The following is a 26,675-nucleotide window of genomic DNA, read 5'->3' on the forward strand; positions in this document are numbered from 1 at the left end:
AATTAGCCGCCACCGACAGCTTGGATAATTTCAATACGATCTTGTTCAGAAATAGGGGTGTGTTGCAACTTACTTTTGGAAATGATCATTTCATTCATTTCGACAGCAAATCGTTTACCTTCTAATGAAAGTTCTTGAATAAGTTGCAAAAGATTTTGGCAATTGGTTTCTTGAGACTCACCATTTAAGAAAATTTGCATATAAATTCCATTCAATAGAGCAAATGATAATGTTTTTAAAATGTTTACTTTGCGTATTTGAAAGCATTCCACGCTAACATTAACCAACCTGCAATCATCAAAGCACCGCCTATAGGTGTAATTGCACCTAATCCACGAGGTAAGCCCAGTGCCATCACATAGAGTGAACCACAGAAAAAGATAATTCCAAACTGAATCAGCCAAAAACTGACTTTAATTGGGAGCTGTGGAATCACTTTACTCAGTATTGCCAAAGCCAAAAGTCCCAAAGCATGATAGAAAAAATAGTCTGTTGCGGTTTGCCACCATGCCAATTGCGCTTCGGTAGCTCTTGTTTTTAAACCATGTGCACCAAAAGCACCTAAGATGACTGCAATAGCTAAATTTAAGGCTGAAATTGCGATCCACATAAGCCAACCATCCGCATAAATTTGCGCACAACCATAACATAATTTCAAAGCTTGATTAAAGGACAAATCTTTACAGAATCAAACTTTGCGCAAAATAAAAGGGCATTTCGCCCTTTTATGAAAATCACTTCACACCTGAATTTAAAAAATTAATTAGATGACATCGCCACTTTAATTTTATCCATGGCATTTTTTTCTAACTGGCGAATACGTTCTGCGGATACATTATATTCAGCAGCAAGTTCATGTAGTGTTGACTTATCATCATCTAACCAACGACGTTGCAAAATATTACGCGAACGGTCATCGAGTTGCTCCATCGCATCATGTAGAGCAGAAGTACTTTGGTTTTCATAGTCTTCTTCTTCAATTAAGCGTGCTGGATCATAACGGTTATCTTCTAAATAAAGTGCAGGTGCAACATGAGTTGAGCCCTCGTCGTCGTCGTCACCTTGCGCTTCAAAAGCAGCATCGTAGGCCGTTAAACGACCTTCCATTTCTAAAACTTGTTCGGGAGTAACATTTAAATCATTGGCAATCGATTTTGCTTCTTCGAGCGTTAATTTCTTACTTGATTTTTTAAGGCTACGTAAGTTAAAAAATAATTTGCGTTGCGCTTTGGTGGTTGCGATTTTGACAATACGCCAGTTTCGAATCACATATTCGTGAATCTCAGCTTTAATCCAATGCACGGCAAAGGACACTAAACGTACCCCCATGTTTGGATCAAAACGTTTAACGGCTTTCATTAATCCTAAGTTACCTTCTTGGATTAAGTCCCCTTGAGGCAAACCATAACCTGCATAGCTACGAGCGATATGAACTACAAAACGTAAGTGAGACATCACTAACATTTTTGCAGCATCTAAATCTTGATCATAATAATAACGATCAGCTAACTCTTTTTCTTGTTCAGCCGTCAAAATTGGAATCTGATTTACAGTGCTAATATAAGCACCAAGATTTACACCAGGCGCAGACAAGGACAGGGGCATCAATTGATTGCTGCTGTCACTCATGTGTTCTCCTTATAGGAATTACGTTCTAATACAGATGTATTCATCTTAATTCGAATATCATACATAAGTAAGGAAATTTGGGTATAGAAATGTAAAATTTTATGCAAAATTGCTAAAATAAATTTTAATTGAAAATAATTAAGATTCAATTAAGTAATGATATTCAGTTGCAGATGGCTGCGTGAATTGACACGACAAGTGGTTGATTGTGCAATAACGAGTAATATCAATTTCACTATGCGGGTCTGATGACTTAAGTAAAAATATTTGATGTGGTTCAGCCGTTTTTAATGCACGTTTCAACATCAGTAAAGGCATGGGACAAGGTTTACCTATACTATTTATTTCTATAGGCACGTTAGCCGAAGCATTGGTCATCTTTATTTAGAAACGAAATATGATTGATAGTGAAACTAGTGTAGCAAAAAATCATAAAACGACCCAATAGATTTGTCATATTACTGATTCATTTGAGCTAAAAAAACATGCGGTTTAAAAATTAATCAAAAAATAGGGCATATTTATCTAAAAAAATTCTATTAATTGTCATAAACCCATGTTAAGCTCGTTGCGTATTTAGGATTTATCAGAAACAATTGTTGTTTTAGACCCTATTACAAATGGATGTAACCGGGATTTTGTTAATAGTTTTACAGAATGATTACAAGCTTTGAAATTACAAAATATTTTAAAACTTTGTTTGCTCTGCTGTTTGCAACACCGGGTGGTCCCTTTTTCTTAATAACTGAGGATTAACTTATGACAGCTCGTGAACAAGGCGTAGTTAAATGGTTCAACGACACTAAAGGCTTCGGCTTTATCCAACGCGCAGGCGGTGATGACGTATTCGTTCATTTCCGTGCTATTCAAGGTGACGGCCACCGTTCACTTCGTGACGGTCAACGCGTTGAATTCAGTGTTGTTCAAGGTCAAAAAGGTTTTCAAGCTGAAGAAGTTCAGCCTTTAGACTAATCTTAAATTTTAAAAATTTAAGTGGCGCTCCAATTTTTGATAAATTGGGGCGTTTTTTGTTTATAATGGTCGCAATTTAAAGTGCCTACAGTTAGAGCTCCTATTTATGTCATCAGGTTTCGAAACCCTTAATTTACATCCGCAACTTAAACAAGCGATTGATGCTTTAGGGTTTAAAGAAATGACCCCGATTCAGCAAAAAGTGTTGAAATATACTTTAGCTGGTCATGATGCAATTGGACGTGCCCAAACAGGCACGGGTAAGACTGCTGCATTTCTTGTGAGTATTATCAATGATTTGCTCAACAATCCAATAAAAGAACAACGGTTTCGTGGTGAGCCACGTGCTCTGATTCTCGCACCAACGCGTGAGCTTGCCATTCAAATTGAAAACGATGCCAAAGATTTGGTGAAATATAGTAATTTGAATGTTGTAACACTGGTTGGTGGTGTAGATTTCGATAAACAGAAGAAACAGCTCAATCAAAATTTCGTCGATATTATGGTGGCAACACCAGGTCGTTTAATTGACTTTACTGAACAAAAAGAAGTTTGGTTGGATCAAATTGAATTTTTGGTGATTGATGAAGCTGACCGATTATTGGATATGGGCTTCATTCCATCGGTAAAGCGCATTGTGCGCTTTTCTCCACGCAAAGAACAACGTCAAACCTTAATGTTCTCAGCAACATTTAGTTATGATGTTTTAAATCTTGCACAGCAGTGGTTATTTGAACCAGTTACGGTTGAAATTGAACCTGAAAAGAAAACCAATACTGATGTAGAACAACGTGTCTATGTGGTTGAAAAGAAAGATAAGTATAAGTTATTGCGTCAGATTCTGGCGGATGAACCGATTGAAAAGGTCATGATTTTCGCAAATCGTCGTGACCAAGTACGTAAATTATATGATCATTTAAAAGCGGATGGTTATAAAGTGGTTATGCTTTCGGGTGAAATCGCACAAGATAAACGTTTGAAAATGTTAGATCAATTTAAAAATGGTCAGCACAATATTATGATTGCAACCGATGTTGCTGGTCGTGGGATCCATGTGGATGGTGTGTCGCATGTCGTGAATTTCACCTTACCTGAACAATCAGATGATTATGTACATCGTATTGGTCGTACTGGTCGTGCAGGTACACAAGGGGTGAGTATTAGTTTCTTATCTGAAGATGATGCTTTCTATTTACCAGAAATTGAAAAAGCAATTGGTCAAAAGTTGCCTTTAACTCGCTTGGATGGTTATTGTTAAATTTTATATGATCCAAATGATTTAACAAAATCCCCTTTAGAAGGGGATTTTGTTTTTAAGGTGAATTCAAAACAAATTCAAAGAATTAATTCGCTTTGCAGCTAAACGTTAATGTTGTTTGGTAGTCGGTATCTTTTTCTATACCATTACTTTTACCTATCACTGAGCCGAGTACGCCTGCCGCAGCTGTAATCATTTTTCCAGTTTCTTCATCAACTACACCTTTTAAGGCGCCGTTATATTCTGTTTTTTCATTGTTGACTACAGGCGTCGCCTTTTTGCCACAGGTATTATTGGCAGCAACAATCGCATTATTTTTGGCAATAATTTGAGTTTTACCCAAACCAGTCACTTCATATTGATTATCTGCTTTTTGGATTGCTAAAGTTTGTGTTGGATTTGAGGCACAAGCCGTTAAAAACAATGCTGTAGTAGATAGTGCTAGAATTGCTGTTAATTTTTTCATATTCATTCTCAAACTCAATTAAAAACGCCATTAAAAGAAATAGCTTAAGTGATGATTGGAACATATACATTCAGCTAAATATTGAAAATCATGTATAAAATTTGCTTTTTTATATTGTTTCAATGTGAAAAAACATACGAGAGAACGAAGTAAACCTCGGCTGAGATAGCGTAATGATTTTAGATTATGCTAATCTTGTGCATGAATAAAACGGAATGGGTTATAGAAGGTTAATGTCAGATTCGAACTTTAAAGCAGTGCATGACAATATCCATCAACGTCAATCAATTGGGCAATTAATTGAACCTGCACCCACACATGAGCAACTGAATATTGCATTTAAGGCAGCTTTGGCTGCACCTGATCATCATCGGCTAAAACCAACGCAATTTATTGTGATTGAAGGCGAGCAACGTGTTGCTTTTGGTGAGCTTTTGACAAATGCTGTTGCTGATTTAGGTGAATTGGATGCTACACAAATTGATCGTGTGAAAAACCATCCTTTCCGCGCGCCCTTGTTGGTACTTGCTGTCACTAAATTTCAAGATCATCCAAAAGTTCCGTTTTTTGAACAGACTTTAAGTTCTGGTGCTGCAATTGAAAACTTTTTACTATCATTACAAGCGCAAGGTTTTTCAACCATGTGGCGTAGTGGGGCTGTGGTGGAATCTAAATTATTAAAATCAGCATTTGGACTGGCTGAGCGAGATCTGATTTCTGGCATTATTTACGTCGGTACAGCAGCTAAAGAAATAGCACCACGTTCTGAAATTGATATAAAACAGTATGTTGAATTTTGGCGTGTGTAAATAAGCACGCTCTATACATCGAAAGTAATATTTTAAAAAGCTATTTTAAAAAGTTGAATCCTTGGGATAACAATAATGTCAGATTTACAATTTAAAGATTTGGTTGAGCCTATCGCGGTTGATCACAAAACAGCGTTAAGAGTAACTGTCTTAGGTGGTGGTAGTTTCGGGACGGCAATGGCAAATACAGCTGTACGAAATGGTTGCGATACCATGATTTGGATTCGTGATGAAGCAATTGCTGCTGAAATCAATACAACGCATGTTAATAAGCGCTATTTACCTGATTTTCAATTAGAAACAGCTTTACGGGCCGAATCTAATTTAGAAAAAGCAGTTTGTGATCGTGACATTATTTTCGTGGCAATTCCGAGTCACTCATTTCGAGATGTTTTACGTCAAATTAAACCGTTTATTACGGCTCAAGCTGTGATTTCTTTAACCAAAGGAATCGAGGCTAAAACATTTAGCTTTATGAGCGATATTATCCGTGAAGAATTACCTGAAGTGCCATATGGTGTACTTTCTGGGCCAAATCTAGCCAAAGAGATTGTTGCTGGTCAACCTGCTGGAACAGTAATTGCCAGTGAGTCTGAATTGGTTCGTTATGCAGTTCAGCAAGCTTTACATAGTGCATTATTCCGTGTTTTTGCAAGTGATGATGTACATGGTGTTGAGTTGGGTGGGGCATTGAAAAATATTTATGCCGTTGCAATGGGGATAGCGGCAGCTTATAACGTGGGTGAAAATACCAAAAGTATGATTTTAACCCGTGCTTTGGCTGAAATGAGCCGTTTCGCAGTAAAACTAGGGGCAAATCCATTGACCTTTTTAGGTTTATCTGGGGTTGGGGATTTGTTCGCAACGTGTAATAGTCCGTTGAGTCGTAATTATCAAGTTGGTTTTGCTTTGGGTTCAGGGAAGACATTGGAACAAGCCACAACTGAACTTGGACAGACCGCAGAAGGGATCAATACCATTGTGCAGGTGAATGCACGTGCCAAAGAACTGGATGTGTATATGCCAATTACAACTGCATTGTATGAAGTCATTTTTGAAGGTGCGCCACCGTTAAATATTGCTGTGTCTTTAATGAAAAATGGACATCGTAGTGATGTAGAGTTTGTATTGCCGCATAATGAAGTGTGAGTCGTATAAAAAGCAGACAGTATTTGGAATGATAACGATGGATTTGTCATAAAGCATGGTTATAATCAGTGCGATATAAAATAGGGAAATCTTATGCAACTGACCTTAGTTCGTCATGGTGAAGCAGCAGCGCCAATTAATGGTGTGGATAGTAAACGCCCTTTGACGGAACGTGGACATTTACAAGCACAGCAAACAGCTGAATTTATAAAAAATAATGTTCAACCTGATGTGTTTGTCGTGAGTACTTTACTGAGAGCGCAAGAAACTTTGGCACATGTACAAAAGTATTTTGCAGATGTCCCAGTGTTGATTTGTGATAAAATAAAACCTGATGATGATGCAAAACTTGCGATTGAGTGGTTGTCACAACTTCCATTTGAAAGTATTGTGGTGGTGTGTCATATGAATGTTGTTGCGCATATTGCAGAGCAATTAACACATGAACATTTTCATCCTTTTGCTTTGGCAGAAGCACGATTGTATGAACAAAGCGTGATTGCTGATGGGCTTTCAACACAAACCAAAGCCTTTATTCCAACTGTATAAAAGCATAAACACAATAAATGAACGGCAGAATACGATAGATGTTGTACTTATGGATGCCTGAGGCCAATGGGGTTTGGCAGTGGTCTAGAGGGGATGATTGGACTAAATCTTCGAGTCTGGAACAATTAATTCAAGATATTAAACTTTACCAAGGTGAAGAAGCGGTTGTTTTCTTCCCGAGTCGTGAAGTGCAAATTCTTCAGCAGAAATTTAATAAAACTCAATATAAACAGTTGGGTGTAGATGGTCTTAAATATTTACTAGAAGAATATGTGATTGTACCGATAGACCAGATGAAGGTGTTTTCACATTTTCAACAGCCTGACCAAGTTTCTGTACTTGGCATTAACCAATATACAGTAACGACGATGCAGCATTCACTGTCGTTAATTCCTGTTAAAATTGTGTCGTTATTACCCGATTTTTTAATTTTGCCAATACCTGAACATGGGCAAAGCATCCTCGCCAATATCAATGGTCAGTTATTGGTGCGTGAAAATGAATTTTTAGGTAATTCGATTGATGATTTTGGTTTATATCTTGATTTTGCAGATCAAAACAAGATTTATAAATACAGTGAATTAACCAATGAGCAAGCGATGAGTCTATTTGCAGTAGCGACAACGGATCGTCGAGAAGCATTTAATTATCAGTTTGTTGAAATTAAAAAGCCGAAACAACATCCTTATAATGTGCTGCCTAAAGCTAAGCAGGAAAGTGCGGGTGTTTCACGTTATTGGCAAGCATGTGCAATCGTATTGATTGCACTGATTGTCACGCAGCTGAGTTATGATGCGCTACGTTGGTTTAAACTGAAAAAACTAGCGGATCAAACAGCCTTAATTGCGGTTGACCAATATAAAAAATGGTTTCCAAATGAACAGCGAATCACGGAAGAATCTGTTGAGCGACAGTTTAAAAATAAATTGGCATTGAGTCAGGCTGCAAATACGCAGGCTTTACAATTGCTGAGTCGTGTCGGCCCAATTTTGATGCAGCATCAAATTATTGCTAATCGTGTTAATTATGACAATGCGATTTTGAGTATGGACTTGCTTGCAAAATCTTCAGATGCGCTACAAGTTTTGGTTAAGCAGTTGAATGAACAAGGCTTTAAAGCTGAATTGGGGAGTGTGCAAACTCAAGGTTCAAGTGTTGTCGGTTTGGTGAAAATACAATAATGAAAACAATTGAAAATGTACAAAATCGCTTAGGTGCATGGTCTGAAAAAATTTCTGATCATTTAGATAAAATGTCTCCGCGTGAAAAAGTAATGGTAATTTTTACCACAGTTTTCGTTATTGTCGTGGCTGTGGGTTCTGCTTTGTGGTTTATGCATAAAGCTGCTGAGAAACAACAAGTTCGATTAAATGAAATGAAAGATCTCGTGGTGTGGATGCAAAGTAATGTTGTCACCATGAAGCCTACAGATGATTTGGCGCTGACCACATCGGACAAAATACAACGAGTTGCACAACAACAAGGGCTTTCTGTTGCATCACAACAGGTCGGTGAGCAATTGCAAATTGTAGCTCAACATCAGAATTATGCAGTTTTAGCTAATTTTTTAACACAACTTGCGCAAATGGGGGTTAGTGTTGAAAAGCTAGAGTTGTTGAAAGAAGGTGCTCAGATTAAATTAACAGCGACAGTACAATAAGCATTGAAAATAAACCTGCTTCAAGCATAGCCTTTTCAAGCGACTGTGCCTATAATGTGGCAACTTAAAAAGCAGTAGACTTTTATAGATATGTTGTATTCACTTGCCCGCCCGTTGTTATTTTCTTTAGCACCAGAGCGTGCACATGAACTCACCTTATCCATGCTTAAATCTGCCCATAAAATGGGTGCGATACGCCAGCCTGTTATTGCAAAACCAGTAACATGTATGGGGATCGAGTTTCCAAATCCTGTTGGTTTGGCAGCAGGTTTGGATAAAAATGGTGCATATATTGATGCTTTAGCTGCTTTGGGTTTTGGTTTTATCGAAATCGGTACAATTACACCAAAACCACAAGAGGGCAATCCTAAGCCTAGACTGTTTCGTATTCCTCAAGCAAAAGCCATTATTAACCGTATGGGATTTAATAATGATGGTGTAGATCAATTGGTTGAGAATGTTAAAGCTTCAAAATTTAAAGGCATTTTAGGTATAAATATTGGGAAAAATGCGACAACAGCAGTTGAAGATGCAGTTTCTGATTATTTAATCTGCTTGGAAAAAGTATATAATTACGCTTCTTATATCACAGTCAATATTTCTTCACCGAATACCAAAAATTTACGCTCATTACAAAGCGGCCATGCTTTAACTGAATTGTTAGAAACCTTAAAGAAACGCCAACTGGAGCTTGCTGAAGAACATCAGCATTATGTGCCATTGGTGTTAAAAGTTGCTCCTGACCTTGAGCAATCAGATATTCAATTTATTGCATCTCAGCTCATACAGTTTAAAATTGATGGACTAATCGTCACCAATACAACGTTGTCTCGTGAAGGTGTTGAAGGCTTAGCCTTTGGTGATGAGGCGGGTGGTTTGTCTGGTGCGCCAGTCTTTGAGAAAAGTACAGCGTGTTTGGCTGAGTTTTCAAAACAGTTAAAAGGTGAAGTACCACTTATCGGTGTCGGTGGAATTCTAGCGGGTGAACAAGCTGTTGCAAAACAGCAAGCAGGCGCAACTTTAGTTCAGATTTATAGTGGTATGATCTATACAGGTCCTACTTTAATTCAAGATTGTGTAAATGCTATGACATAAAAACATGAACACCTTAGACATTATCTTACTGATTATCTTGCTCATTGGAGGGCTAAACGGTTTGCGACAAGGATTCGTTAAAGCCTTTGCGAACTTGATAGGATGGATATTTGCACTGATTGTTGGTGCGAAATATGCGAATATCATTGCGCCTTCCATGTCTGCGCTCAGTCAAGATCCTGTCGTGCAAAAAATTGCAGCATTTGCATTTATTGTCTTGGTGATTATTGTTCTAACATGGCTTGTAACAGCATTACTCAACTCAATTTTGAAAACCTTAAAACTTGGCCCCGTCAATCGTTTAGCAGGAAGTGCATTAGGCACCTTGAAAGGTTTGTTTATCGTCCTCATAACAATGCAGGGAATAGGGCCTTGGGTTGAAAGCTCTCCAACGTGGAAACAATCCAAAGTTATCCAAAGTTTATTGCCATTTGCGCCTTTAGCATCTGAAATTTCTAAAGATGCGGCCAATGAAGCATTGCATCATATACATTCAGAAGATCGTCCTGATGATACTTCTATGGGTGATTCTGATTCATCATCAAATTCAAAAAATGATGATCAATCAGCACATTCAACAAAGAATCCGTTTTATTAGTCCTAGCTGGTCTGCGAGGTAGTTATGTGTGGAGTCGTTGGTATAGCCGGTAAATCACCTGTGAACCAAATGTTATTTGATGCTTTAACGATGTTACAACATCGTGGGCAAGATGCAGCTGGGATCGTGACTTGCCACAATGGGCGGCTGTTTTTGAGAAAAGACAATGGTATGGTACGTGATGTATTCCATACTCGTCATATGCGTGCTTTGTTAGGTAATTATGGTATTGGTCATGTGCGCTATCCTACTGCTGGATCGTCAAGCAGTGCTGAAGCACAACCATTTTATGTAAACTCCCCTTATGGGATCACGCTAGCGCATAATGGTAACTTGACCAATGCTGCTGAGATTCATGATGATTTATTCAAAACTGACTTGCGTCATATGAATACTGACTCTGACTCAGAAGTATTGTTAAATGTTTTTGCACATGAGTTGCAAAAATCTGCATCGTTAACGCCTACACCTGAAGATATTTTTCATACAGTAAAACGTGTACATGAGCGTTGTAAAGGTGCTTATGGTGTGGTTGCTATGATCACTGGACATGGTTTAGTGGGTTTTCGTGATCCGAATGGTATTCGCCCACTGATTTACGGTTCACGCATCACTGAAAATGGTGAGAAAGAATATGTTATTGCTTCTGAGTCTGTAGCGATCACGGCTTTAGGTTTTAAAGTTGAGCGTGATATTGCACCAGGCGAAGCAGTCTTTATTGATGCAAAGGGTAATTTCTTTTCGCAACAATGTGCTGAAAATCCTCGTTACCGTCCATGTATTTTTGAATACGTTTATTTTGCACGCCCAGATGCAACGATTGATGGAATATCTGTATACAAAGCACGTCTGAAAATGGGCGAAACTTTGGCACATAAAATCCTTCGTGAATGGGGTGAGCAGCATGATATTGATGTTGTGATTCCAATTCCAGACACCAGTCGTACCTCAGCTTTAGAGTTGGCCAATATTCTCGGCGTTAAATTCCGCGAAGGCTTTATGAAGAACCGTTATATCGGTCGTACCTTCATTATGCCAGGTCAGCAGCAACGTAAAAAATCAGTACGTCAAAAATTAAACCCAGTTGAACTTGAGTTTAAAGATAAGAATGTTTTATTGGTGGATGATTCAATTGTACGTGGTACCACGTGTAATGAAATCATTCAAATGGCACGTGATGCAGGTGCTAAAAAAGTGTATTTTGCTTCAGCTGCGCCAATGGTGAAATATCCAAACGTGTATGGTATTGATATGCCAGCAAAAGCTGAGTTGATTGCATCACACCGTACCGTAGATGAAATTCAAGAAATTATTGGTGCAGATCGTTTAATTTTCCAAGATTTGGATGATCTTATTGCTGCGGTACGCACCAAGAAGATCCCTGAAGTACAGGATTTTGATTGTTCTGTATTTGATGGTATTTATGTGACGGGTGATATTGATGAGCAATATTTAACAGACCTTGAACAAAGCCGAAGTGATACTGCGAAAAAACAAAAAGATGGTTATATCGATGTCAATATCGATGCTGCATCTGTTGATTTAAGCGGTATTAAAGAAGAGATGTAATTGAATGATTCAACAAGCTAAAGTGTGTTTTACGCATGCTTTAGTTTGGTCTGAATAAAAAGCATTTTGAAAAAGCGGGTATTTCCTGCTTTTTTCATTTATGATTGTTTAACAATGTAATGAGGAAATTTACATTGAAAGATGTCAATCATTATTTGATTAAAAATAAGAACATGTTATGGACTGCAAGCATTTGCTTCATGGCGGTCATTTTGGCGATTTTTATACTCAATACCGTTCTGGGTTTATTGATTAATTACTTCGAACCTGAGCAATCTATCTTTTGGCATAATTTAAGCCCTTTTTTTGTTGGGTTATTGGTGATTGTAATTGGCTGGTCAATCGCTTATGAGTTCTACGTGTTTCGTTCAGGTGGGCATTCTCTAGCAAAGCAATTAAGAGCACGACGTTTAAGTCAAATTGAAAGTACGCCAGAAGAAAGCGTAGCATTAAAATTAGCGGATAAACTGGCGAAGACTTTTGAAATTGAACCACCAACACTTTATGTGCTTCCTGATGAGGTCGGTGTCAATGCACTTACAGCAGGTTTTCATCCACGCGATACGGTTATTATTTTGACTTGGGGTGCATTACAAAATTTAGATGAATTAGAGCTTTACGGATTGTTGGGGCATGAGTTTAATCAAATTTTATCTGGTGAAGCCAAAGAAAATACTCGACTAAAAATTTTATATAGTGGCTTAACCACTTTTAGTCAGTTAGGAAGTAAGATTGCCAAGCAAGGTTATAATCGTTATTCCAATCGTACACAGCATAAATTTGAAACCAGTTTTGTTGCTGTTGGTGGTGTAATTTGGTTAATCGGAAGTATGGGAATCTTGGTTAATCGTTTAACTAAATATTTTATCCTCGGTGGGCGTACTTTTTATAACGATTATAAAACCAAAAGATTGCTGCTCAATAATGCCAATGTGCAAACTTTATTGCGTATTTATGTGCACCATGCGGGTTCACAAATTCATAGTGAATATTCGGAAGCGATTGCGCATATGTGTTTTGCCAATTCACTCAGTCCCCAAAGTTGGTTGAATATTCATCCGAGTATTGAAGACAGAATTTATGAGTTAAATCCGACATTATTACAAGATTTACAACTGGAAAATTTAAAGAAGTTACGTAATCAGCCTTTATTTAGTTTATTGCGCCCTTTAGAGGAGTCGAGTGGTGAAGTGTATAATCCGTGGGTTTCTCCGCAGCCTTTGCCACTATTGCGTTTATCACCGATTAGTTTTGCATTAAATGATGCGATTAAGCCATTAAATCCTGAAGTGCGTCGGCAAATTGAGCGTCCTGATTTAATCCAGAGAGCGATGCAGACAGCAACAGGCTCTAGAGAAGTGATGGTAGCGATTTTAATGATTCGTCAATATCGTGAATTTATCCCATCTAATGCAGAAGTGAGTCGTGCAATTGTCGATTCATTGTTAAATATTGATGGTCGGTTTCATATTCAGATTTTTCATGATGCTTGTGAAAATTTAGGCAATATGCCTGCGACGAGTGCTAGGCAGTTTGTGACTAAGCTTGCCAAGATTATTCAAGAAGATGGGGAAATTGGGCTACTCGATGCATTATTAATTGAACGTGTGAAATCAGAGCTACAGTTGCTACCGATGCATACGCCATCATCACTAGAAACAGTGAAACCACAAATTGTACGTTTAATTGATGCATTATTACATGTCCAGCAAATCAACAGTGCAAATCAGCTTGAAGTGCGTTATCAAATTCTAGAGCGTGTATTGTCAAAGACAGAAGTAGAATTATTTGAAGAAATTTCAGATGAACCTATAGATTTAGGTGAGATTTTGAATGATATTGCAGGGCTTTTATTACGTGATCGTTTAAGTATTTTAGGCGTGGCAGAAATTTGTTTATGGAATGATCGTATTATCACTCAAGATGAATTGGATGTTTTAGAGTTATTGTACTGGCGTTTTGGTTTTACGACAGCTGAAATTGTCGATCAAATGCATAAGAAAAATAGCGTGATGATTATGTGATTGATTTATTCCTCTACATCTATGCATAAATTTAAAGCATTTGGCTATTTTCTTGTTGGAAGCTCAGCAAAACTGTGAAAAGATCGTTAAAATATTGGCTGAAATCGAATATATTGAATCCGTGATGAGTGTGAATTTGCAAGAACATCAGCGCAGTCTAATGGCTGCCATGGGAATCGACCTATGGATCCCACGGTCTGATGTGCAAACACGTCCGTATCAAAATAATATATATCGTGATATTGCTCCTGAGATTTCTTCTTTCGAGCAAGGTGTTGTTGAGTTTGATTTATCTCATATTCAGCACAATCAAACGACTCAACAGCCGACCAGACAAGATTCAATCCATGCAGATAAAACCAGCATCATAGAACATACTGAAGTTGCTTTATTGAAGAGCAATATTCAAATTACACAACAAAATGAGACTTCCAGCCTAGCCCAGATTCCTAAAAAAATTGATGATCAAACAGAGCCTTCGATTCAATTAGCACCATTCGAAATACAAGCATTTTGTATTACAAGTTGTGTGATTGTTGTGAATTGTACCCAACTCACAGCAGATCAACTTAAACTGTGGCTAAATATTCAACACGCAGTTGTTGGGCAATATTATGAATTGAAGTGGCCATTTCCAATCTTGCAACTGCAAGATGGAAAAGGGGCCAATATTTATATTCAAGGTTTTATTGATGCTTTGAAAAATGAACGTCAAGTGATTTGCCTTGGGCAACTTCCTCATGTACAAGCTACAGATATGATTCAATTGGCAAGTTTGCAAGAGATGATTGATCAGCCTGTTTTAAAACGTCGCTTATGGCAATTTATGCAAAATAGAGTGGATTAAGGATTTAAGGCTAAGGCTATTCAGAAGCCTGTATTTTAAAAGTGATAGAGAAGGGATATGCGTAAAAAAGTTATTGTATTTAGTCAATTTGATCAAGAAATTCAAGCACGTTTAGCATCCCGTTATCAAGTGGTGGTATTAAATCCTAAGGCGGGTGATATTAACCAACAGATTCGCCAAGAGGTTATAGATGCTGATGCAATGATAGGTGCGGGACGTTTATTGAATGAATCTAATCTTGAACCTGCACAAAAACTTAAAATTATTTCATCGGTTAGTGTGGGCTATGACAATTATGATGTTCAATATTTAAATCAAAAGAAAATTTGGCTATCGAATACACCTCATGTTTTAACAGAATCGACAGCGGATTTAGCATTTACATTGCTCATGAGTGCTGCTAGAAAAGTAGCGTCTTTAGATCAATGGACTAAACAGGGTGAGTGGAAGCGTACGGTTGGAACTGCTCAGTTTGGTCAGGATGTTTTTGGTAAAACTTTAGGGGTTATTGGTTTAGGAAATATTGGCGCAGCAATTGCTCGGCGTGGTTTTTATGGTTTTAATATGAATATTATTTACCATAATCGCCGTGAAAAATTAGACATTGCGCAACCACTCAATGCACAATATAAAAGTTTGGAAGAACTGCTGCAACAGTCTGATTTTGTTGTGGTTGCTGTGGATTTAAATCAGGATTCTCAGGCTCTAATGGGTAAAAAAGAATTTGCGCTCATGCAAAAACATGCAGTCTTTATCAATATTGCACGTGGTTCAGTGGTCGATGAGCAAGCATTGATTGAAGCTTTACAACAAAAGCAAATTTTTGCAGCAGGTTTAGATGTTTACCAACGAGAACCTTTGCAAGAGTCTCCATTATTTCAACTCGATAATGTTGTGACATTGCCGCATATTGGTTCAGCGACAGCTGAAACAAGAAAGAAAATGGCTGAATTGGCTTACCAAAATTTGATTGATGCTTTGGAAGATCGCACCCCGCGATATTTGGTCAATTCAAATTTTAATTGATGCTAAATTTGGTTAAAACAATATAACACTTCATTGCAAATTTGTTCCAAATTCAATGTTATATTCGATGTGTTAACCATGATTGAGCATTCCTTTGAAGAAGACTTTACTTAGCCTGTGCCTTTGTTTAAGCAGTTCGTTAAGCTTAGCTGATGACTTTTCCTTTGGTTCGAGCACTTCGCAACAAACTGAAGTGCCTGAAATTGGAAGTGGTATAGGTTTTATTGATCAACAAAAAGAAAAAATGATTGGTGAGAAAGTTTATCGTCAAGTGCAACATCAACTCCCAATTTTGCAAGATCCGTGGTTAGAAGATCAGTTTATGATGGTTTTCTCTAAAATCCTTAGTCAAACCCAACTTGGGCAACCGATTGGTTTAGTTATTGTCAAAGACCCACAAATTAATGCATTTGCAGTACCTGGTGGTTTATTTGCACTCAATACAGGTATGGTGACTTCTTCTAAAACAATGGATGAGGTTGCAGGGGTGATGGGGCATGAAATTGCGCATGTTACACAACGTCATTACAGTCGTTCGCAAGAGGACTTTAAAGGGCAAAGCTTGCTTGCATTGGCAGGTATTATTGCTGGGGCTGTGATTGCTTCAAAGGCGGATGGTGATGTCGGTGGGGCAGTGATGATGGGAACACAAGCTGCATTGATGGGGAAGCAACTGAGCTATAGCCGTAATCAAGAGCGTGAAGCTGATCGTATTGGTATGCAGTTTATGTATGGAGCAGGCTATAACCCTGAAAGCATGGCAGATTTTTTTGAAACAATGCATCGTTCTACAAGCCGTTTAAGTTTTCTGCCTGATTTTTGGTTAACCCATCCACTGACTACAGAACGTATGAGTGAAGCAAGATTACGTGCAAATCAATTCCCTCGAGTGCCGTATAGTCACGATCAGCAGGAATTTGAAACCATCAAATGGTATACCGCTGTGGTATCAGATCAAACCAATGAGCGAGAGTTGCAGGTTTTAGCACAGCGAAATTATTTTGCGGGAATATTGGCTTTAAGTGAGTTTTATTTAAAACAGGGTGATTATAACAATGCACAAATTCAACTTAATTTAGCTAAAAAGATTAATGCGGAACATGCTCTAACGACATTGATACAAACTGATATTTATCTGGGGCAGAATAAAGTCAATGAAGCATATCAAACCATTATATCCAAACAAAGAGTTACCCCTGAAAATCGTGCACTCAGTTATAAATTGGCTGAAGTATATATTCGTCAAAATAAACCCAAAGAAGCAGAGCAATTGGTGAATCGTTTTATTTTTAAAAATGATCGTGATATCACTGGATGGCAATTGTTACAGCAAGCTGCCAATTTGGATAAAACCAATCCAATGCGAACAGTGAATGTATTGCGTAATCGAGCTGAAGTTCAATATTGGTCAGGAGATGAAGAAAATGCGATTAAGTCTTTATTGCATGCGCAACGTTTGGCTAAAGACAACAATGCAATGAGTGCTAAGATAGATGTTCGATTAAAAACGATGCAACAAGAACGTCGGTTAAAAATATAAGTGTCTTTATCTGTAATATTGAGCAATTAAACAAATTTAACTGTTTATTTTGAAATTAAAAAGTTAGAATTTATGCGATATATTTGTTGAATGTAATTGATTAAAAATGAAAAAAATCTTTGTGGCAATGGTATTGGTTTTCTCTTCAAGTCAAATAATGGCAGGTGTGTCTGAACGTTATGTACGTGATGTAGAAAGAATTTCAAACCAATACAATGCAGACATGAAGTTTTTTTTACGTAGTTTGGATCCGCAAACCAATCAATTTAGTCCACTACAGCAGTCTCAATTTTGTGGAATGATCCAAAAATATGTGGATGATATGTATAAAACCACAGATGCAAATCGTGCAGATTTACCACCCTCTCTCATGTCTGTGACTAAGCAAAATATTATTGATAAAGTCATGGTTTCACCTGAAATGCAGATTCTTAAAAAATATAATATTCAGTGTAATCTGCACTAAAAGCAAAATCATAAATGTATGACCCTATGGATTTAACACAATTTCAAATTGAAAATGAACAGATAGTGCTCAGTATTGTTCAAGAATCTGATGCTAAAGATATTTATATCGCAATAAAACAAACATTACATGATTTGCGTAAATTCCCTGCCAGTCTGCCTTGGGCTTTGGATGAGCCTGATTTAGAAGCATCAAAGGCTTTTTGTCGTTCAAGAATTGCTGCATTATTAACGAATGAGAATTTTGTATTCACAATCCGTTTAAAAGAAAATAATGCCTTTATTGGTGTAATTGATATTCATAAAATAAATTGGGGTGAAAATACAGCCTCTGTCGGTTTTTGGGGGAGTGCTCATTTTCAAGGGCGGGGCTATATGCGTCAGGCGCTTTCTTTGTTTGTGGATACGTTATTTATAAGGTGGTCTTTTAAACAATTAAAAGCGTATGTGGATATGGAAAATGTTTCAGCACGTCATTTATGTGAGCGAGCAAATTTCCAATTATTAGACATTGAATATCAGTCTGTACAAAATCCCGTAGATGCTACATGGAGAGATATTTGTTTTTATATGATTGAAAATAAAGATAAATAAAATAGATAGTGAGGGGATTAGAGAATAAAGGAATGTGTTGAGATCATTTGGGCTATTTAATCGTTCTAAACCATTTTATTGCAAAATAGTTTTATGTGAAAAATTAAACAGACCAAACCAAACAAATAAAGACGATAGAATTTAGGGCTTAGCCAAGTTTTGCTTTAATTTTTGCAGAAACTTGTGCAGGATCGGCACGTCCGGCTATGATCGGACGTAGAGAATTCATCACCTTACCCATATCTTTCATGCTAGTAGCTTCTTGCGCAGTAATCGTTTGCGCAATGATTGAATCAAGTTCTTCCTCAGTCATAGCTGCTGGTAGAAATTGAGATAAAACCTCAACTTCGGCTTGTTCCTTACTAGCTAAGTCTTGTCGATTAGCACCTTCAAAGGCTTTAATCGATTCTTTACGTTGTTTGACTTGCTTTTCAATGACCGCAAGAACTCGACTATCATCAAGCTCTATGCGCTCATCGACTTCGATTTGCTTGATTGCTGCCTGTAGACTACGAATGACCGTTAACTTATCCATTTCTTTAGCACGCATAGTTGCTTTCAAAACTTCAGTGATTTGGTCTTTTAAAGTAGTCATTTATATTGTCCAGTGAGTCAATCAATCACAAATTAATCTTAGTAAAGGCGAGTAGTACGTACTGATTCGCGCGCCAATTTCTTTTGGTAGCGTTTAACAGCAGCAGCTTTTTTACGTTTACGTTCTTGAGTTGGTTTTTCGTAGAATTCGCGCTTACGAACGTCTGCTAAAACACCCGCTTTTTCGCATGAACGTTTGAAACGACGGATAGCTACGTCAACTGGTTCGCCTTCTTTCAATTTAACTTGTGGCATGAAGAATCCTCATTAAGTTATGGATAAGATCTCGGGTCGAATTACCCAAGATCACAAGTGAAGTGCAGTATTTTACTCATTTACATCTCATACCACAAGTCTATAATGTCGATAGCAATATTTTGAAATGTGTAAAAGGCAGTTTAATGATCGTTCTTGGCTTAGAAACTTCATGTGATGAAACAGGATTGGCGCTCTATGATAGTGAAGTCGGCTTAAGAGGACAGGTGCTTTATAGTCAAATTCAATTGCATGCAGAATATGGTGGTGTTGTTCCCGAGCTTGCATCACGTGATCATGTGCGTAAGTTAATTCCTTTAATTAATCAACTGCTTGAGCAAAGTGATGTAAAAAAATCTGAGATTGATGCAATTGCATATACCCGAGGGCCAGGTTTAATGGGCGCACTGATGACAGGTGCTTTATTTGGTCGTACTTTGGCTTTTGCATTGGATAAACCTGCGATTGGGGTGCATCATATGGAAGGTCATATGCTTGCGCCACTTTTATCTGCACATCCACCAGAATTTCCGTTTGTCGCTTTGTTGGTATCAGGTGGTCATACACAATTGATGGCAGCGCACAGTATTGGTGAATATGAAATTCTTGGTGAATCAATTGATGATGCGGCGGGTGAAGCCTTTGATAAAGTTGCTAAAATGTTGAAGTTACCCTATCCGGGTGGACCAAATATTTCAAAATTAGCAGATCAAGGTGATAAACAAGCTTTTGAATTCCCACGTCCAATGTTACATCAAGGTTTAGATTTTTCCTTTAGTGGTTTAAAAACCGCAGTCTCTGTGCAATTAAAAAAACTGGGTGAAGAACAACGGGATGCAGATATTGCAGCTTCATTCCAAGAAGCCTTGGTTGATACTTTGGTGAAAAAGTCTATAAAAGCCTTAAAACAAACAGGCTTAAGACGTTTGGTGATTGCAGGTGGTGTGAGTGCTAATAAACGTTTACGTGAGCGTTTAGAAGCTGATTTGGCAAAGATTAAAGGCACGGTTTATTATGCTGAACCTGCTTTATGTACTGATAATGGTGCAATGATTGCATTTGCTGGGTATCAGCGTTTAAAAGCAGGGCAAAAGGATGGTTTGTCTGTCACGACTACACCACGTTGGCCGATGACCGAATTGACTAAGCCTGAATGATTTTTAAAGTTTGTGTTTATCAATGGATTAGTGTGTAAAAGAGGCGAAAGCCTCTTTTTTTATAGATGTATTCACAAATGTATCAGTGTGGTTATGCTTAGATTTATATATGATGAAAAGATTAAAATTAAATTAGAGTAAACAATGAAACATTCAGAATTGGATCAAATGAATCAGCAAGAAATTGGAAATCATTCATTTGATCATTTTTATAAAAAATTTAAACATGGTGTTCGTTTACCTTACGACATTTTAAATATTCACAATATTCCTGATGGTGCAAAACAGGGTCATTTTATTGAAATTCATTGTGGTGGTTTTGGTTCGGAAATCTCAGCACATCCAACTGAAAAGCATCAATTTTATGCATTGACAGACCGTGGGCCAAATACAACTTATGATGTGAATGGGGATCATGGAAAAATATTTCTAGATCCAAGCTATACCCCAAAGATTGGCTTGTTTGAGCTACAGACAGATGGCACTATTCACAAAATAAAAGAAATTCTACTCAAGGATCCGACAGGTAAAACCATTACAGGCTTACCCAATCAACATTTTGGTGCAACCAAAGAGATTGCTTACGATCAAAATGGTCAAATTTTGCAAAATGGAACAGACGAATTTGGTCTAGACTCGGAAGGCTTAGTCGCACTAAAAGATGGTACTTTTTGGGTTAGTGATGAATATGGTCCGCATATCGTGCATTTTAATGCTGAAGGTATAGAAATAGATCGAATCAATGCTTATACACAAGATGATCGTCGCAAATCGGGTTATTTATTGCCTTTGGAATATGCCAATCGCCGTCAAAATCGAGGAATGGAAGGCTTAACCATTACCCCAGATCAAAAAAAGCTGGTTGGTATTATGCAATCCACAATGAGTAATCCTAATAAATCAGTAATCAATTCAGATGTAACACGCATAGTCGTGATCGATCTTGAAACAAAAGCGGCTTCACAATATTTGTATCGTCAAGAAGCCAATACAACAGTGCACTCAAATACCGCAATCGTGGCACTCAATAACAACAGTTTTTTAGTCTCAGAGCGTGATGATGATTTCTACAAAGATAATCCGAACGCTTTCAAACGTGTTTATAAAATTGATTTAACGCAAGCCACTGAGCTTGAGTCTGTGCAAGAAACCGAACAATTCAAACAGGATGAGTATTTAGGATTGTTAATAGAGGGGCAAACCTTAGAGCAATATGTTTTGGAGAAAGGATGGCAAGGGCTTGCGCAATATCATATTTATCCTGTCGCTAAAACATTGGTTGTAGATTTGGTTGAGCGATTACAATATCCACATGATAAGGTTGAAGGTTTGTGGGTCATTGATGAGCAGCATTTAGCCGTTTTAAATGATGATGACTATGCCTTTTCTGAAACAGATGGTGTTCTTGAACAAAAATATTTGGATCGTGATCAGCAGGTGATTGACGCGAATACGCTTTATATTATTAATGGTTTAGATTTAAGACCGATTGAATAGTTTTGCTATCGAATGGTTTTTCTGTTGCATAAAAAAACCGTTCAGATTAATGAACGGTTTTTGTGTATTTTTAATCCAAATAAATTGAATCAATCAGGATTTAGTAATCCCAGAAAATACGTTGAATTTCTTTGGCATCCTTGGTTTTAGTCAGTGCTAAAGCCGCTAAAAGTTTAGCTTTTTGAGGATTTAAATCGTGTGCAACCACCCAACCATATTTGTCATCAGGCTGTTCAGCATTACGTAATACAAAACCTTGTGGGACACGTGAAGAGCGAATGATTTGTACGCCTTGTTGTTGTAATTCATTCAATGTCGGTACGATATAATTGGCAACAGAACCATTACCTGTTCCCGCATGAATAATCGCTTTAGCGCCTGCTTTTGCATAAGCTAAATATGCATCTGGTAGCATGTTGCCAGAACCATACACAATTTGAACTAAAGGCAATGCATCACCCTGAATATTTTCAATATTAAATTCAGAGTTATTGTTAAATCGTTTAGCGACATTTCTAAACCAGTATGGCTTGCCCTCAACTAAAGTTCCTAAAGCACCCCATTGGCTTACAAAAGCATCCGTATGAATATTGATGGTTTTTGATACATCTCGTGCTGCAAAAATGTCATCATTCATCAGCACAAAAACCCCTTTGCCTTTTGCACTGTCAGCAGCTGCTAATGCAACCGCACTGTACAAATTCAAAGGGCCATCAGCAGAAAGCGCTGAAGGTGGACGCATCGAACCGACCACGACAATTGGTTTATCTGTGTGAACAGTTAAGCTTAAAAAATAAGCCGTTTCTTCTAAAGTATCTGTTCCGTGAGTAATCACAACGCCATTGACGTCAGGCTTTTTAACCAATTCATTGACCTTACGAGCAATCGTGAGTAACTCTTTATCTGTAATACTTTCAGATGCAACTTGTAAGGCTTGTACACCTGTCACATTGGCAAGGTTTTGAATTTGGGGTACAGCATTGAGTAGCGCATCCACTGGAACTTTAGCCGCGGTATAGGTTGCACTGTTGGTTGAACTTGCACCAGCTCCTGCGATTGTTCCACCAGTCGCAACCACAACAACATTACTTTTAGCAAATGATGCGATAGGTAAGATTAAACCGATAGAAAGAGCGAGAGCCGTAAATGTTTTTTTCATAAATCATCCTTAAAAGAAATCTATTGCCGTTTTAAGCAATTTTTGTTCCACTTTTAACTTAATATAAAGTGTCTTGATTTGCCTATACCGATTTGAAAATGTGTTTTTTTAAATAATCATTGAAATTTATAATGTGGCGACTTTGAAATTTTAAATGGTATGTTTATCAATAATATTCAGAATTGCAAAGGTATTCATTATTTTAGCTGTGTACCAAGAGAACAAATATTGTGTGAGTGAATATACTTTATAGTGTAAAAATTAAACGAAAATTCATATGGATGAGGATTGATTGACTATGCTTCAAAATATTCTCAATAGGTTATTTATAAGTCATTTTACATAAAAAGGCATTCAACCAATTGAATGCCTTTCTTTGAATATGATTTATTTTGAAGCTTAAATCTGATTAAATTCTTAACGAATTTTGGCCAAGAAGCGACTTAAACGGTTCATTGCTTCACGTAATTCATTTTCGGCAGGTAAGAACACCACACGGAAATGATCAGGTGTAGGCCAGTTAAAACCAGTGCCTTGGACAAGAAGAACTTTTTCTGCCTTTAAAAAATCCAACATAAACTTTTCATCATCTTCAATTGGATAAATTTCAGGATCAAGTTTTGGGAAACAATACATTGCCCCCTCAGGTTTTACGCATGAAACACCGGGAATATCATTTAACATTTCCCATGCGATGTTACGTTGTTCATATAGACGCCCGCCCGGACGAATCAAGTCATTAATAGACTGATAGCCACCGAGTGCTGTTTGAATCGCATACTGTGCTTGATGGTTTGCACACAGACGCATTGAAGCCAGCATGTCTAAGCCTTCAATATAATCTACAGCACGTGATTTATCACCAGTAATTGCCATCCAGCCTGAGCGATAACCTGCGATTCGGTACGCTTTAGATAGACCGTTGAAAGAAACACAAAGTTGATCACCAGCCAATGCCGCTACAGAAACGTGCTCAATACCGTCATAGATAATTTTGTCGTAAATTTCATCGGCAAATAAAATCAAATCATATTTTTTTGCCAAAGCAACAATCTGTTCAAGTACATGGCGTGGATAAACAGAACCTGTTGGGTTATTAGGATTGATAATCACCACACCGCGAGTATTGGGGGTGATTTTACTTTCCATGTCGGCAATATCTGGATACCAAGCATTTTCTTCATCACATTTATAATGAATCGCTGTACCACCTGAAAGATTCACTGCGGCAGTCCATAGCGGATAATCAGGCATTGGAACCAGCATTTCATCGCCATCATCCAATAAGCCTTGCATTGCCATCACAATTAGTTCAGAAACACCATTGCCAATATACACGTCATTGACGTGCATATCTAAAATGCCTTTTTGCTGGTAGTACTGGCAAATAGCCTTACGTGCAGGGAAAATTCCCTTAGAATCTGTATAACCTACGGCATTCGGTAAATTTAAAGCGACATCATTAATAATCTCTTGAGGGGCTTCAAAACCAAATGGGGCAGGATTTCCAATATTTAATTTAATAATCTTGTGGCCGGCTTCTTCCATCTCATTGGCCGCGCGTAACACAGGACCACGGATGTCGTAGCAAACATGCTCGAGCTTAGACGATTTTTTTATTTCGCGTGGGGTGTGGAGAGTGTTCGGCATTTTGATGTTCTCGGAAAGAGTGGGGGTCACTTTTGCATAACGATATAAATAACTTTTAAATGTTTCAGTTGTTACAAGATCGAGATCATGTTCATCTCTCAGTAAAGCAACAATTTTTTCATGCGTATATCCTACCTGTTGATATTGTTTAATCACAGGCAGTAGATGTTTAAAAATAACGCTCTTTTTTTGCGACATTTTTTAATCCTAAGCAAGAATGCCAATAAGAGTAACATTAAATATGCTCACAAAAAAGCATTGGATGAATAAAATTGCTTACCAATTTTAATATATTTGCTTACTTTTTGCTTTTATGGGAATTATTAATCTTTTGTAAATTGTTAACGAAAGACTAGAAATTTTAAGATGAATCACGTAAATATGGAATTATCCTATTTTAAATAGCAAGATAGAAAGGGAAGTAATCATGGGAAAGCTCAATAAAACAGACCGAGAATGGCAAAGAGAACTAACACCAGAAGAGTTTAAGATAACTCGACAAAAGGGGACAGAACCCGCTTTTACTGGTAAATATTGGAACACCAAACAGCATGGAACTTACGTTTGCCGTTGTTGTGGTGCAGAATTATTCTCCTCAGAAAATAAATATGACAGTGGTTGCGGTTGGCCGAGCTTCTATAAACCGATTAATTCTGCTGTTGTTGAAGAACACGACGACACATCACATGGTATGCAAAGAACGGAAATTATTTGCCACCATTGCGATGCACATTTAGGGCATGTTTTTGAAGATGGCCCACAACCAACGGGTTTACGTTATTGCGTAAATTCAGCTTCTTTAGACTTAAAAACAGAAGAAAAAGGCGATGAGGAAACCTATCCATGACTAATATTTACCAATTTGAAGCTGAATTGTTAGAAGGCGAAAATAAATCTTTTTCTGATTATGAAGGAAAAGTTTTATTGATCGTCAATACTGCAAGTAAATGTGGATTTACTCCCCAATTTGCAGGCTTAGAAAAGCTTTATGAAAAATATAATAACCAAGGCTTTGAAGTACTTGGCTTTCCTTGTAACCAATTTGGGGGACAAGATCCAGGTTCAAATGAGCAAATTGGAGAATATTGCCAACGTAATTATGGGGTTAAATTCCCAATGTTTGCGAAAGTTGATGTAAAAGGCCCAGAAGCACATGCGATTTTCCGCTACCTAACCAATAACAGTAAAGGCATATTAGGTAATGGAATTAAGTGGAATTTCACTAAATTTTTAATTAATAAAAAAGGTGATGTGATTAACCGCTATGCGCCTACTACAAAGCCAGAAGATATTGAAAAAGATATTGAAGCTGCTTTGGCAGGCTAATGATCACTTCATTAAAGCTCCAAAATCTACAACGAGAATGTAATGACCTTAGATTCTAGTGTTGAGTTTTGGAGTGATTCAAAAATGCCCTATGTTGAAACACGTAGGGCATGCCAAAGCCGAATTTGCTATAAATCACATAGCCATCCGACATTTTCTATAGGTGCGGTTGATTGTGGAATGAGTCATTTTTCTAGTTTTTTTATAAATGACCAAAAGATACAAAAGGGGAGTCTTGTTGTCATTCCTGCACATGTAGAACATTCATGTAATCCATTGCCCAATCAAGCTTGGAGTTACCAAATGATGCATCTTGATGCAGAATGGTTAACTCAACTTATGCAAGAGCTAGAGCAGGATATTATGCTTAAACCAAAAATGATCAGTTCTTTAACGGTTAATTCACCAATTCCGCTGTTGAAACCAAGTATCATCAATAGCCCATTACTTTATCAAGCATTTACCAACTTGAATACGCTGTTATTTAATAAAAATATTTCTACACTTCATAAAGAACAATATTTAATTGAAATTTTAACGAGTATTTTATTACCCAGTTTTGACTGGGAGAAAATAAGTCATTCAGACTATTATCAGCAATTTTCATGTAAATTCATTGAATGTATTGAAGATGATATGGAAAATTTATCATTACAGTCTTTGTCTGCAAAAATGAATATAAGTCGATATACTTTAATCCGTTTATTTAAACACTATTTTGGATTAACACCGCATGCATATCAGCTCAATCAGAAAATAAATCATGCGCGAAATTTACTCAAAAAGA

30 protein-coding genes are annotated in these 26,675 nt (G+C 37.4%); 21 read left to right on the plus strand and 9 right to left on the minus strand.

Annotated elements, in window-relative coordinates:
• Positions 1–2 precede the first annotated feature (2 nt).
• The 4 genes from thiS to D7V20_RS08280 form a co-directional block, all read right to left on the minus strand.
• Entirely contained in the window at positions 3–200 is a 198-nt protein-coding gene (thiS, locus tag D7V20_RS08265) for a sulfur carrier protein ThiS (RefSeq protein ID WP_120383831.1), read from the minus strand.
• A gap of 44 nt (positions 201–244) precedes the next feature.
• Positions 245–610 (minus strand): DUF423 domain-containing protein, encoded by a 366-nt coding sequence (locus D7V20_RS08270; RefSeq protein WP_120383855.1) that lies wholly within the window; start codon positions 608–610, stop codon positions 245–247.
• A gap of 149 nt (positions 611–759) precedes the next feature.
• Positions 760–1,629, minus strand: a complete 870-nt coding sequence (gene rpoH, locus D7V20_RS08275; protein WP_120383832.1) for an RNA polymerase sigma factor RpoH — start codon at positions 1,627–1,629, stop codon at positions 760–762.
• 138 nt (positions 1,630–1,767) lie between these two features.
• Entirely contained in the window at positions 1,768–2,007 is a 240-nt protein-coding gene (locus tag D7V20_RS08280; protein WP_120383833.1) for a sulfurtransferase TusA family protein, read from the minus strand.
• Positions 2,008–2,388: 381 nt separating this feature from the next.
• Here D7V20_RS08280 and D7V20_RS08285 point away from each other — a divergent pair, with 381 nt between their 5' ends.
• Both D7V20_RS08285 and rhlB read left to right on the plus strand, forming a co-directional pair.
• Positions 2,389–2,601 (plus strand): cold-shock protein, encoded by a 213-nt coding sequence (locus tag D7V20_RS08285; RefSeq protein WP_004822370.1) that lies wholly within the window; start codon positions 2,389–2,391, stop codon positions 2,599–2,601.
• Positions 2,602–2,707: 106 nt separating this feature from the next.
• Positions 2,708–3,859 (plus strand): ATP-dependent RNA helicase RhlB, encoded by a 1,152-nt coding sequence (gene rhlB, locus D7V20_RS08290; RefSeq protein WP_120383834.1) that lies wholly within the window; start codon positions 2,708–2,710, stop codon positions 3,857–3,859.
• A gap of 85 nt (positions 3,860–3,944) precedes the next feature.
• Here rhlB and D7V20_RS08295 read toward each other — a convergent pair whose 3' ends face one another.
• A complete protein-coding gene (locus tag D7V20_RS08295) occupies positions 3,945–4,325 on the minus strand; it encodes a putative periplasmic lipoprotein (protein WP_120383856.1) in 381 nt (126 codons plus the stop codon).
• Between the two features lie 233 nt (positions 4,326–4,558).
• On the opposite strand from D7V20_RS08295, the gene D7V20_RS08300 reads away from it, so the two are divergent.
• From D7V20_RS08300 to D7V20_RS08365, 14 genes are all read left to right on the plus strand, one after another.
• Positions 4,559–5,134 carry a nitroreductase family protein gene (locus D7V20_RS08300; RefSeq protein ID WP_120383835.1) on the plus strand — a complete coding sequence of 192 codons (576 nt, stop codon included), beginning with the start codon at positions 4,559–4,561 and terminating at the stop codon, positions 5,132–5,134.
• A 75-nt stretch (positions 5,135–5,209) separates the two neighbouring features.
• Complete coding sequence (locus D7V20_RS08305; RefSeq protein WP_120383836.1) at positions 5,210–6,283, plus strand: NAD(P)H-dependent glycerol-3-phosphate dehydrogenase; 1,074 nt, start codon at positions 5,210–5,212, stop codon at positions 6,281–6,283.
• Between the two features lie 93 nt (positions 6,284–6,376).
• Positions 6,377–6,832, plus strand: coding sequence for a phosphoglycerate mutase family protein (locus D7V20_RS08310; protein WP_120383837.1), 456 nt, complete (start codon positions 6,377–6,379; stop codon positions 6,830–6,832).
• A 38-nt stretch (positions 6,833–6,870) separates the two neighbouring features.
• Positions 6,871–8,013, plus strand: a complete 1,143-nt coding sequence (gspL, locus tag D7V20_RS08315) for a type II secretion system protein GspL (RefSeq protein ID WP_120383838.1) — start codon at positions 6,871–6,873, stop codon at positions 8,011–8,013.
• A complete protein-coding gene (gspM, locus tag D7V20_RS08320; RefSeq protein ID WP_120383839.1) occupies positions 8,013–8,492 on the plus strand; it encodes a type II secretion system protein GspM in 480 nt (159 codons plus the stop codon). The genes gspL and gspM overlap by 1 nt, the downstream gene beginning before the upstream one ends.
• A 90-nt stretch (positions 8,493–8,582) precedes the next feature.
• On the plus strand, positions 8,583–9,587 hold the full coding sequence (locus D7V20_RS08325) for a quinone-dependent dihydroorotate dehydrogenase (protein ID WP_120383840.1): 1,005 nt from the start codon (positions 8,583–8,585) through the stop codon (positions 9,585–9,587).
• A gap of 4 nt (positions 9,588–9,591) precedes the next feature.
• Positions 9,592–10,185, plus strand: coding sequence for a CvpA family protein (locus D7V20_RS08330; RefSeq protein ID WP_120383841.1), 594 nt, complete (start codon positions 9,592–9,594; stop codon positions 10,183–10,185).
• 24 nt (positions 10,186–10,209) lie between these two features.
• A complete protein-coding gene (gene purF / locus D7V20_RS08335; protein ID WP_120383842.1) occupies positions 10,210–11,754 on the plus strand; it encodes an amidophosphoribosyltransferase in 1,545 nt (514 codons plus the stop codon).
• 134 nt (positions 11,755–11,888) lie between these two features.
• Positions 11,889–13,778 (plus strand): M48 family metalloprotease, encoded by a 1,890-nt coding sequence (locus tag D7V20_RS08340; RefSeq protein WP_120383843.1) that lies wholly within the window; start codon positions 11,889–11,891, stop codon positions 13,776–13,778.
• A gap of 52 nt (positions 13,779–13,830) precedes the next feature.
• A complete protein-coding gene (locus D7V20_RS08345) occupies positions 13,831–14,625 on the plus strand; it encodes a hypothetical protein (protein WP_235831610.1) in 795 nt (264 codons plus the stop codon).
• 57 nt (positions 14,626–14,682) lie between these two features.
• Entirely contained in the window at positions 14,683–15,651 is a 969-nt protein-coding gene (locus tag D7V20_RS08350; RefSeq protein ID WP_120383844.1) for a 2-hydroxyacid dehydrogenase, read from the plus strand.
• 94 nt (positions 15,652–15,745) lie between these two features.
• Positions 15,746–17,191 carry a M48 family metalloprotease gene (locus D7V20_RS08355; protein WP_120383845.1) on the plus strand — a complete coding sequence of 482 codons (1,446 nt, stop codon included), beginning with the start codon at positions 15,746–15,748 and terminating at the stop codon, positions 17,189–17,191.
• Between the two features lie 106 nt (positions 17,192–17,297).
• The gene (locus tag D7V20_RS08360) at positions 17,298–17,657 is read left to right on the plus strand and encodes a hypothetical protein (protein ID WP_120383846.1); all 360 of its coding nucleotides are present in this window, start codon (positions 17,298–17,300) and stop codon (positions 17,655–17,657) included.
• Positions 17,658–17,683: 26 nt separating this feature from the next.
• Positions 17,684–18,250 (plus strand): GNAT family N-acetyltransferase, encoded by a 567-nt coding sequence (locus tag D7V20_RS08365; RefSeq protein WP_120383858.1) that lies wholly within the window; start codon positions 17,684–17,686, stop codon positions 18,248–18,250.
• Positions 18,251–18,398: 148 nt separating this feature from the next.
• Here D7V20_RS08365 and D7V20_RS08370 read toward each other — a convergent pair whose 3' ends face one another.
• A complete protein-coding gene (locus D7V20_RS08370; RefSeq protein WP_120383847.1) occupies positions 18,399–18,845 on the minus strand; it encodes a GatB/YqeY domain-containing protein in 447 nt (148 codons plus the stop codon).
• Positions 18,846–18,883: 38 nt separating this feature from the next.
• Positions 18,884–19,099, minus strand: a complete 216-nt coding sequence (rpsU, locus tag D7V20_RS08375) for a 30S ribosomal protein S21 (protein ID WP_001136722.1) — start codon at positions 19,097–19,099, stop codon at positions 18,884–18,886.
• Positions 19,100–19,245: 146 nt separating this feature from the next.
• Here rpsU and tsaD point away from each other — a divergent pair, with 146 nt between their 5' ends.
• Together tsaD and D7V20_RS08385 are read left to right on the plus strand one after the other, a co-directional pair.
• A complete protein-coding gene (gene tsaD / locus D7V20_RS08380; protein ID WP_120383848.1) occupies positions 19,246–20,256 on the plus strand; it encodes a tRNA (adenosine(37)-N6)-threonylcarbamoyltransferase complex transferase subunit TsaD in 1,011 nt (336 codons plus the stop codon).
• Between the two features lie 144 nt (positions 20,257–20,400).
• Positions 20,401–21,753, plus strand: coding sequence for an esterase-like activity of phytase family protein (locus D7V20_RS08385; protein ID WP_235831611.1), 1,353 nt, complete (start codon positions 20,401–20,403; stop codon positions 21,751–21,753).
• A gap of 100 nt (positions 21,754–21,853) precedes the next feature.
• Here D7V20_RS08385 and D7V20_RS08390 read toward each other — a convergent pair whose 3' ends face one another.
• Positions 21,854–22,912: a type II asparaginase gene (locus tag D7V20_RS08390; protein WP_120383849.1), complete on the minus strand. Its 1,059-nt coding sequence runs from the start codon at positions 22,910–22,912 to the stop codon at positions 21,854–21,856.
• 417 nt (positions 22,913–23,329) lie between these two features.
• A complete protein-coding gene (locus D7V20_RS08395; RefSeq protein WP_120383850.1) occupies positions 23,330–24,760 on the minus strand; it encodes a pyridoxal phosphate-dependent aminotransferase in 1,431 nt (476 codons plus the stop codon).
• 229 nt (positions 24,761–24,989) lie between these two features.
• On the opposite strand from D7V20_RS08395, the gene msrB reads away from it, so the two are divergent.
• From msrB to D7V20_RS08410, 3 genes are all read left to right on the plus strand, one after another.
• Positions 24,990–25,409 (plus strand): peptide-methionine (R)-S-oxide reductase MsrB, encoded by a 420-nt coding sequence (msrB, locus tag D7V20_RS08400; protein ID WP_120383851.1) that lies wholly within the window; start codon positions 24,990–24,992, stop codon positions 25,407–25,409.
• Positions 25,406–25,888 (plus strand): glutathione peroxidase, encoded by a 483-nt coding sequence (locus D7V20_RS08405; RefSeq protein ID WP_120383852.1) that lies wholly within the window; start codon positions 25,406–25,408, stop codon positions 25,886–25,888. The genes msrB and D7V20_RS08405 overlap by 4 nt, the downstream gene beginning before the upstream one ends.
• Before the next feature lie 42 nt (positions 25,889–25,930).
• The coding region (locus D7V20_RS08410) for an AraC family ligand binding domain-containing protein (protein WP_213072504.1) at positions 25,931–26,675 on the plus strand (745 nt) is incomplete at its 3' end.

Source organism: Acinetobacter rongchengensis (genome assembly GCF_003611475.1).
Lineage (GTDB): Bacteria > Pseudomonadota > Gammaproteobacteria > Pseudomonadales > Moraxellaceae > Acinetobacter > Acinetobacter rongchengensis.

Bases quoted from the DNA above. Each gene is read 5' to 3' on its own strand.
- thiS (WP_120383831.1), bottom strand. From the start codon at position 200: ATGCAAATTTTCTTAAATGGTGAGTCTCAAGAAACCAATTGCCAAAAT.
- D7V20_RS08270 (WP_120383855.1), bottom strand. From the start codon at position 610: ATGTGGATCGCAATTTCAGCCTTAAATTTAGCTATTGCAGTCATCTTA.
- rpoH (WP_120383832.1), bottom strand. From the start codon at position 1,629: ATGAGTGACAGCAGCAATCAATTGATGCCCCTGTCCTTGTCTGCGCCT.
- D7V20_RS08280 (WP_120383833.1), bottom strand. From the start codon at position 2,007: ATGACCAATGCTTCGGCTAACGTGCCTATAGAAATAAATAGTATAGGT.
- D7V20_RS08285 (WP_004822370.1), top strand. From the start codon at position 2,389: ATGACAGCTCGTGAACAAGGCGTAGTTAAATGGTTCAACGACACTAAA.
- rhlB (WP_120383834.1), top strand. From the start codon at position 2,708: ATGTCATCAGGTTTCGAAACCCTTAATTTACATCCGCAACTTAAACAA.
- D7V20_RS08295 (WP_120383856.1), bottom strand. From the start codon at position 4,325: ATGAAAAAATTAACAGCAATTCTAGCACTATCTACTACAGCATTGTTT.
- D7V20_RS08300 (WP_120383835.1), top strand. From the start codon at position 4,559: ATGTCAGATTCGAACTTTAAAGCAGTGCATGACAATATCCATCAACGT.
- D7V20_RS08305 (WP_120383836.1), top strand. From the start codon at position 5,210: ATGTCAGATTTACAATTTAAAGATTTGGTTGAGCCTATCGCGGTTGAT.
- D7V20_RS08310 (WP_120383837.1), top strand. From the start codon at position 6,377: ATGCAACTGACCTTAGTTCGTCATGGTGAAGCAGCAGCGCCAATTAAT.
- gspL (WP_120383838.1), top strand. From the start codon at position 6,871: ATGTTGTACTTATGGATGCCTGAGGCCAATGGGGTTTGGCAGTGGTCT.
- gspM (WP_120383839.1), top strand. From the start codon at position 8,013: ATGAAAACAATTGAAAATGTACAAAATCGCTTAGGTGCATGGTCTGAA.
- D7V20_RS08325 (WP_120383840.1), top strand. From the start codon at position 8,583: ATGTTGTATTCACTTGCCCGCCCGTTGTTATTTTCTTTAGCACCAGAG.
- D7V20_RS08330 (WP_120383841.1), top strand. From the start codon at position 9,592: ATGAACACCTTAGACATTATCTTACTGATTATCTTGCTCATTGGAGGG.
- purF (WP_120383842.1), top strand. From the start codon at position 10,210: ATGTGTGGAGTCGTTGGTATAGCCGGTAAATCACCTGTGAACCAAATG.
- D7V20_RS08350 (WP_120383844.1), top strand. From the start codon at position 14,683: ATGCGTAAAAAAGTTATTGTATTTAGTCAATTTGATCAAGAAATTCAA.
- D7V20_RS08360 (WP_120383846.1), top strand. From the start codon at position 17,298: ATGAAAAAAATCTTTGTGGCAATGGTATTGGTTTTCTCTTCAAGTCAA.
- D7V20_RS08365 (WP_120383858.1), top strand. From the start codon at position 17,684: ATGGATTTAACACAATTTCAAATTGAAAATGAACAGATAGTGCTCAGT.
- D7V20_RS08370 (WP_120383847.1), bottom strand. From the start codon at position 18,845: ATGACTACTTTAAAAGACCAAATCACTGAAGTTTTGAAAGCAACTATG.
- rpsU (WP_001136722.1), bottom strand. From the start codon at position 19,099: ATGCCACAAGTTAAATTGAAAGAAGGCGAACCAGTTGACGTAGCTATC.
- tsaD (WP_120383848.1), top strand. From the start codon at position 19,246: ATGATCGTTCTTGGCTTAGAAACTTCATGTGATGAAACAGGATTGGCG.
- D7V20_RS08385 (WP_235831611.1), top strand. From the start codon at position 20,401: ATGAAACATTCAGAATTGGATCAAATGAATCAGCAAGAAATTGGAAAT.
- D7V20_RS08390 (WP_120383849.1), bottom strand. From the start codon at position 22,912: ATGAAAAAAACATTTACGGCTCTCGCTCTTTCTATCGGTTTAATCTTA.
- D7V20_RS08395 (WP_120383850.1), bottom strand. From the start codon at position 24,760: ATGTCGCAAAAAAAGAGCGTTATTTTTAAACATCTACTGCCTGTGATT.
- msrB (WP_120383851.1), top strand. From the start codon at position 24,990: ATGGGAAAGCTCAATAAAACAGACCGAGAATGGCAAAGAGAACTAACA.
- D7V20_RS08405 (WP_120383852.1), top strand. From the start codon at position 25,406: ATGACTAATATTTACCAATTTGAAGCTGAATTGTTAGAAGGCGAAAAT.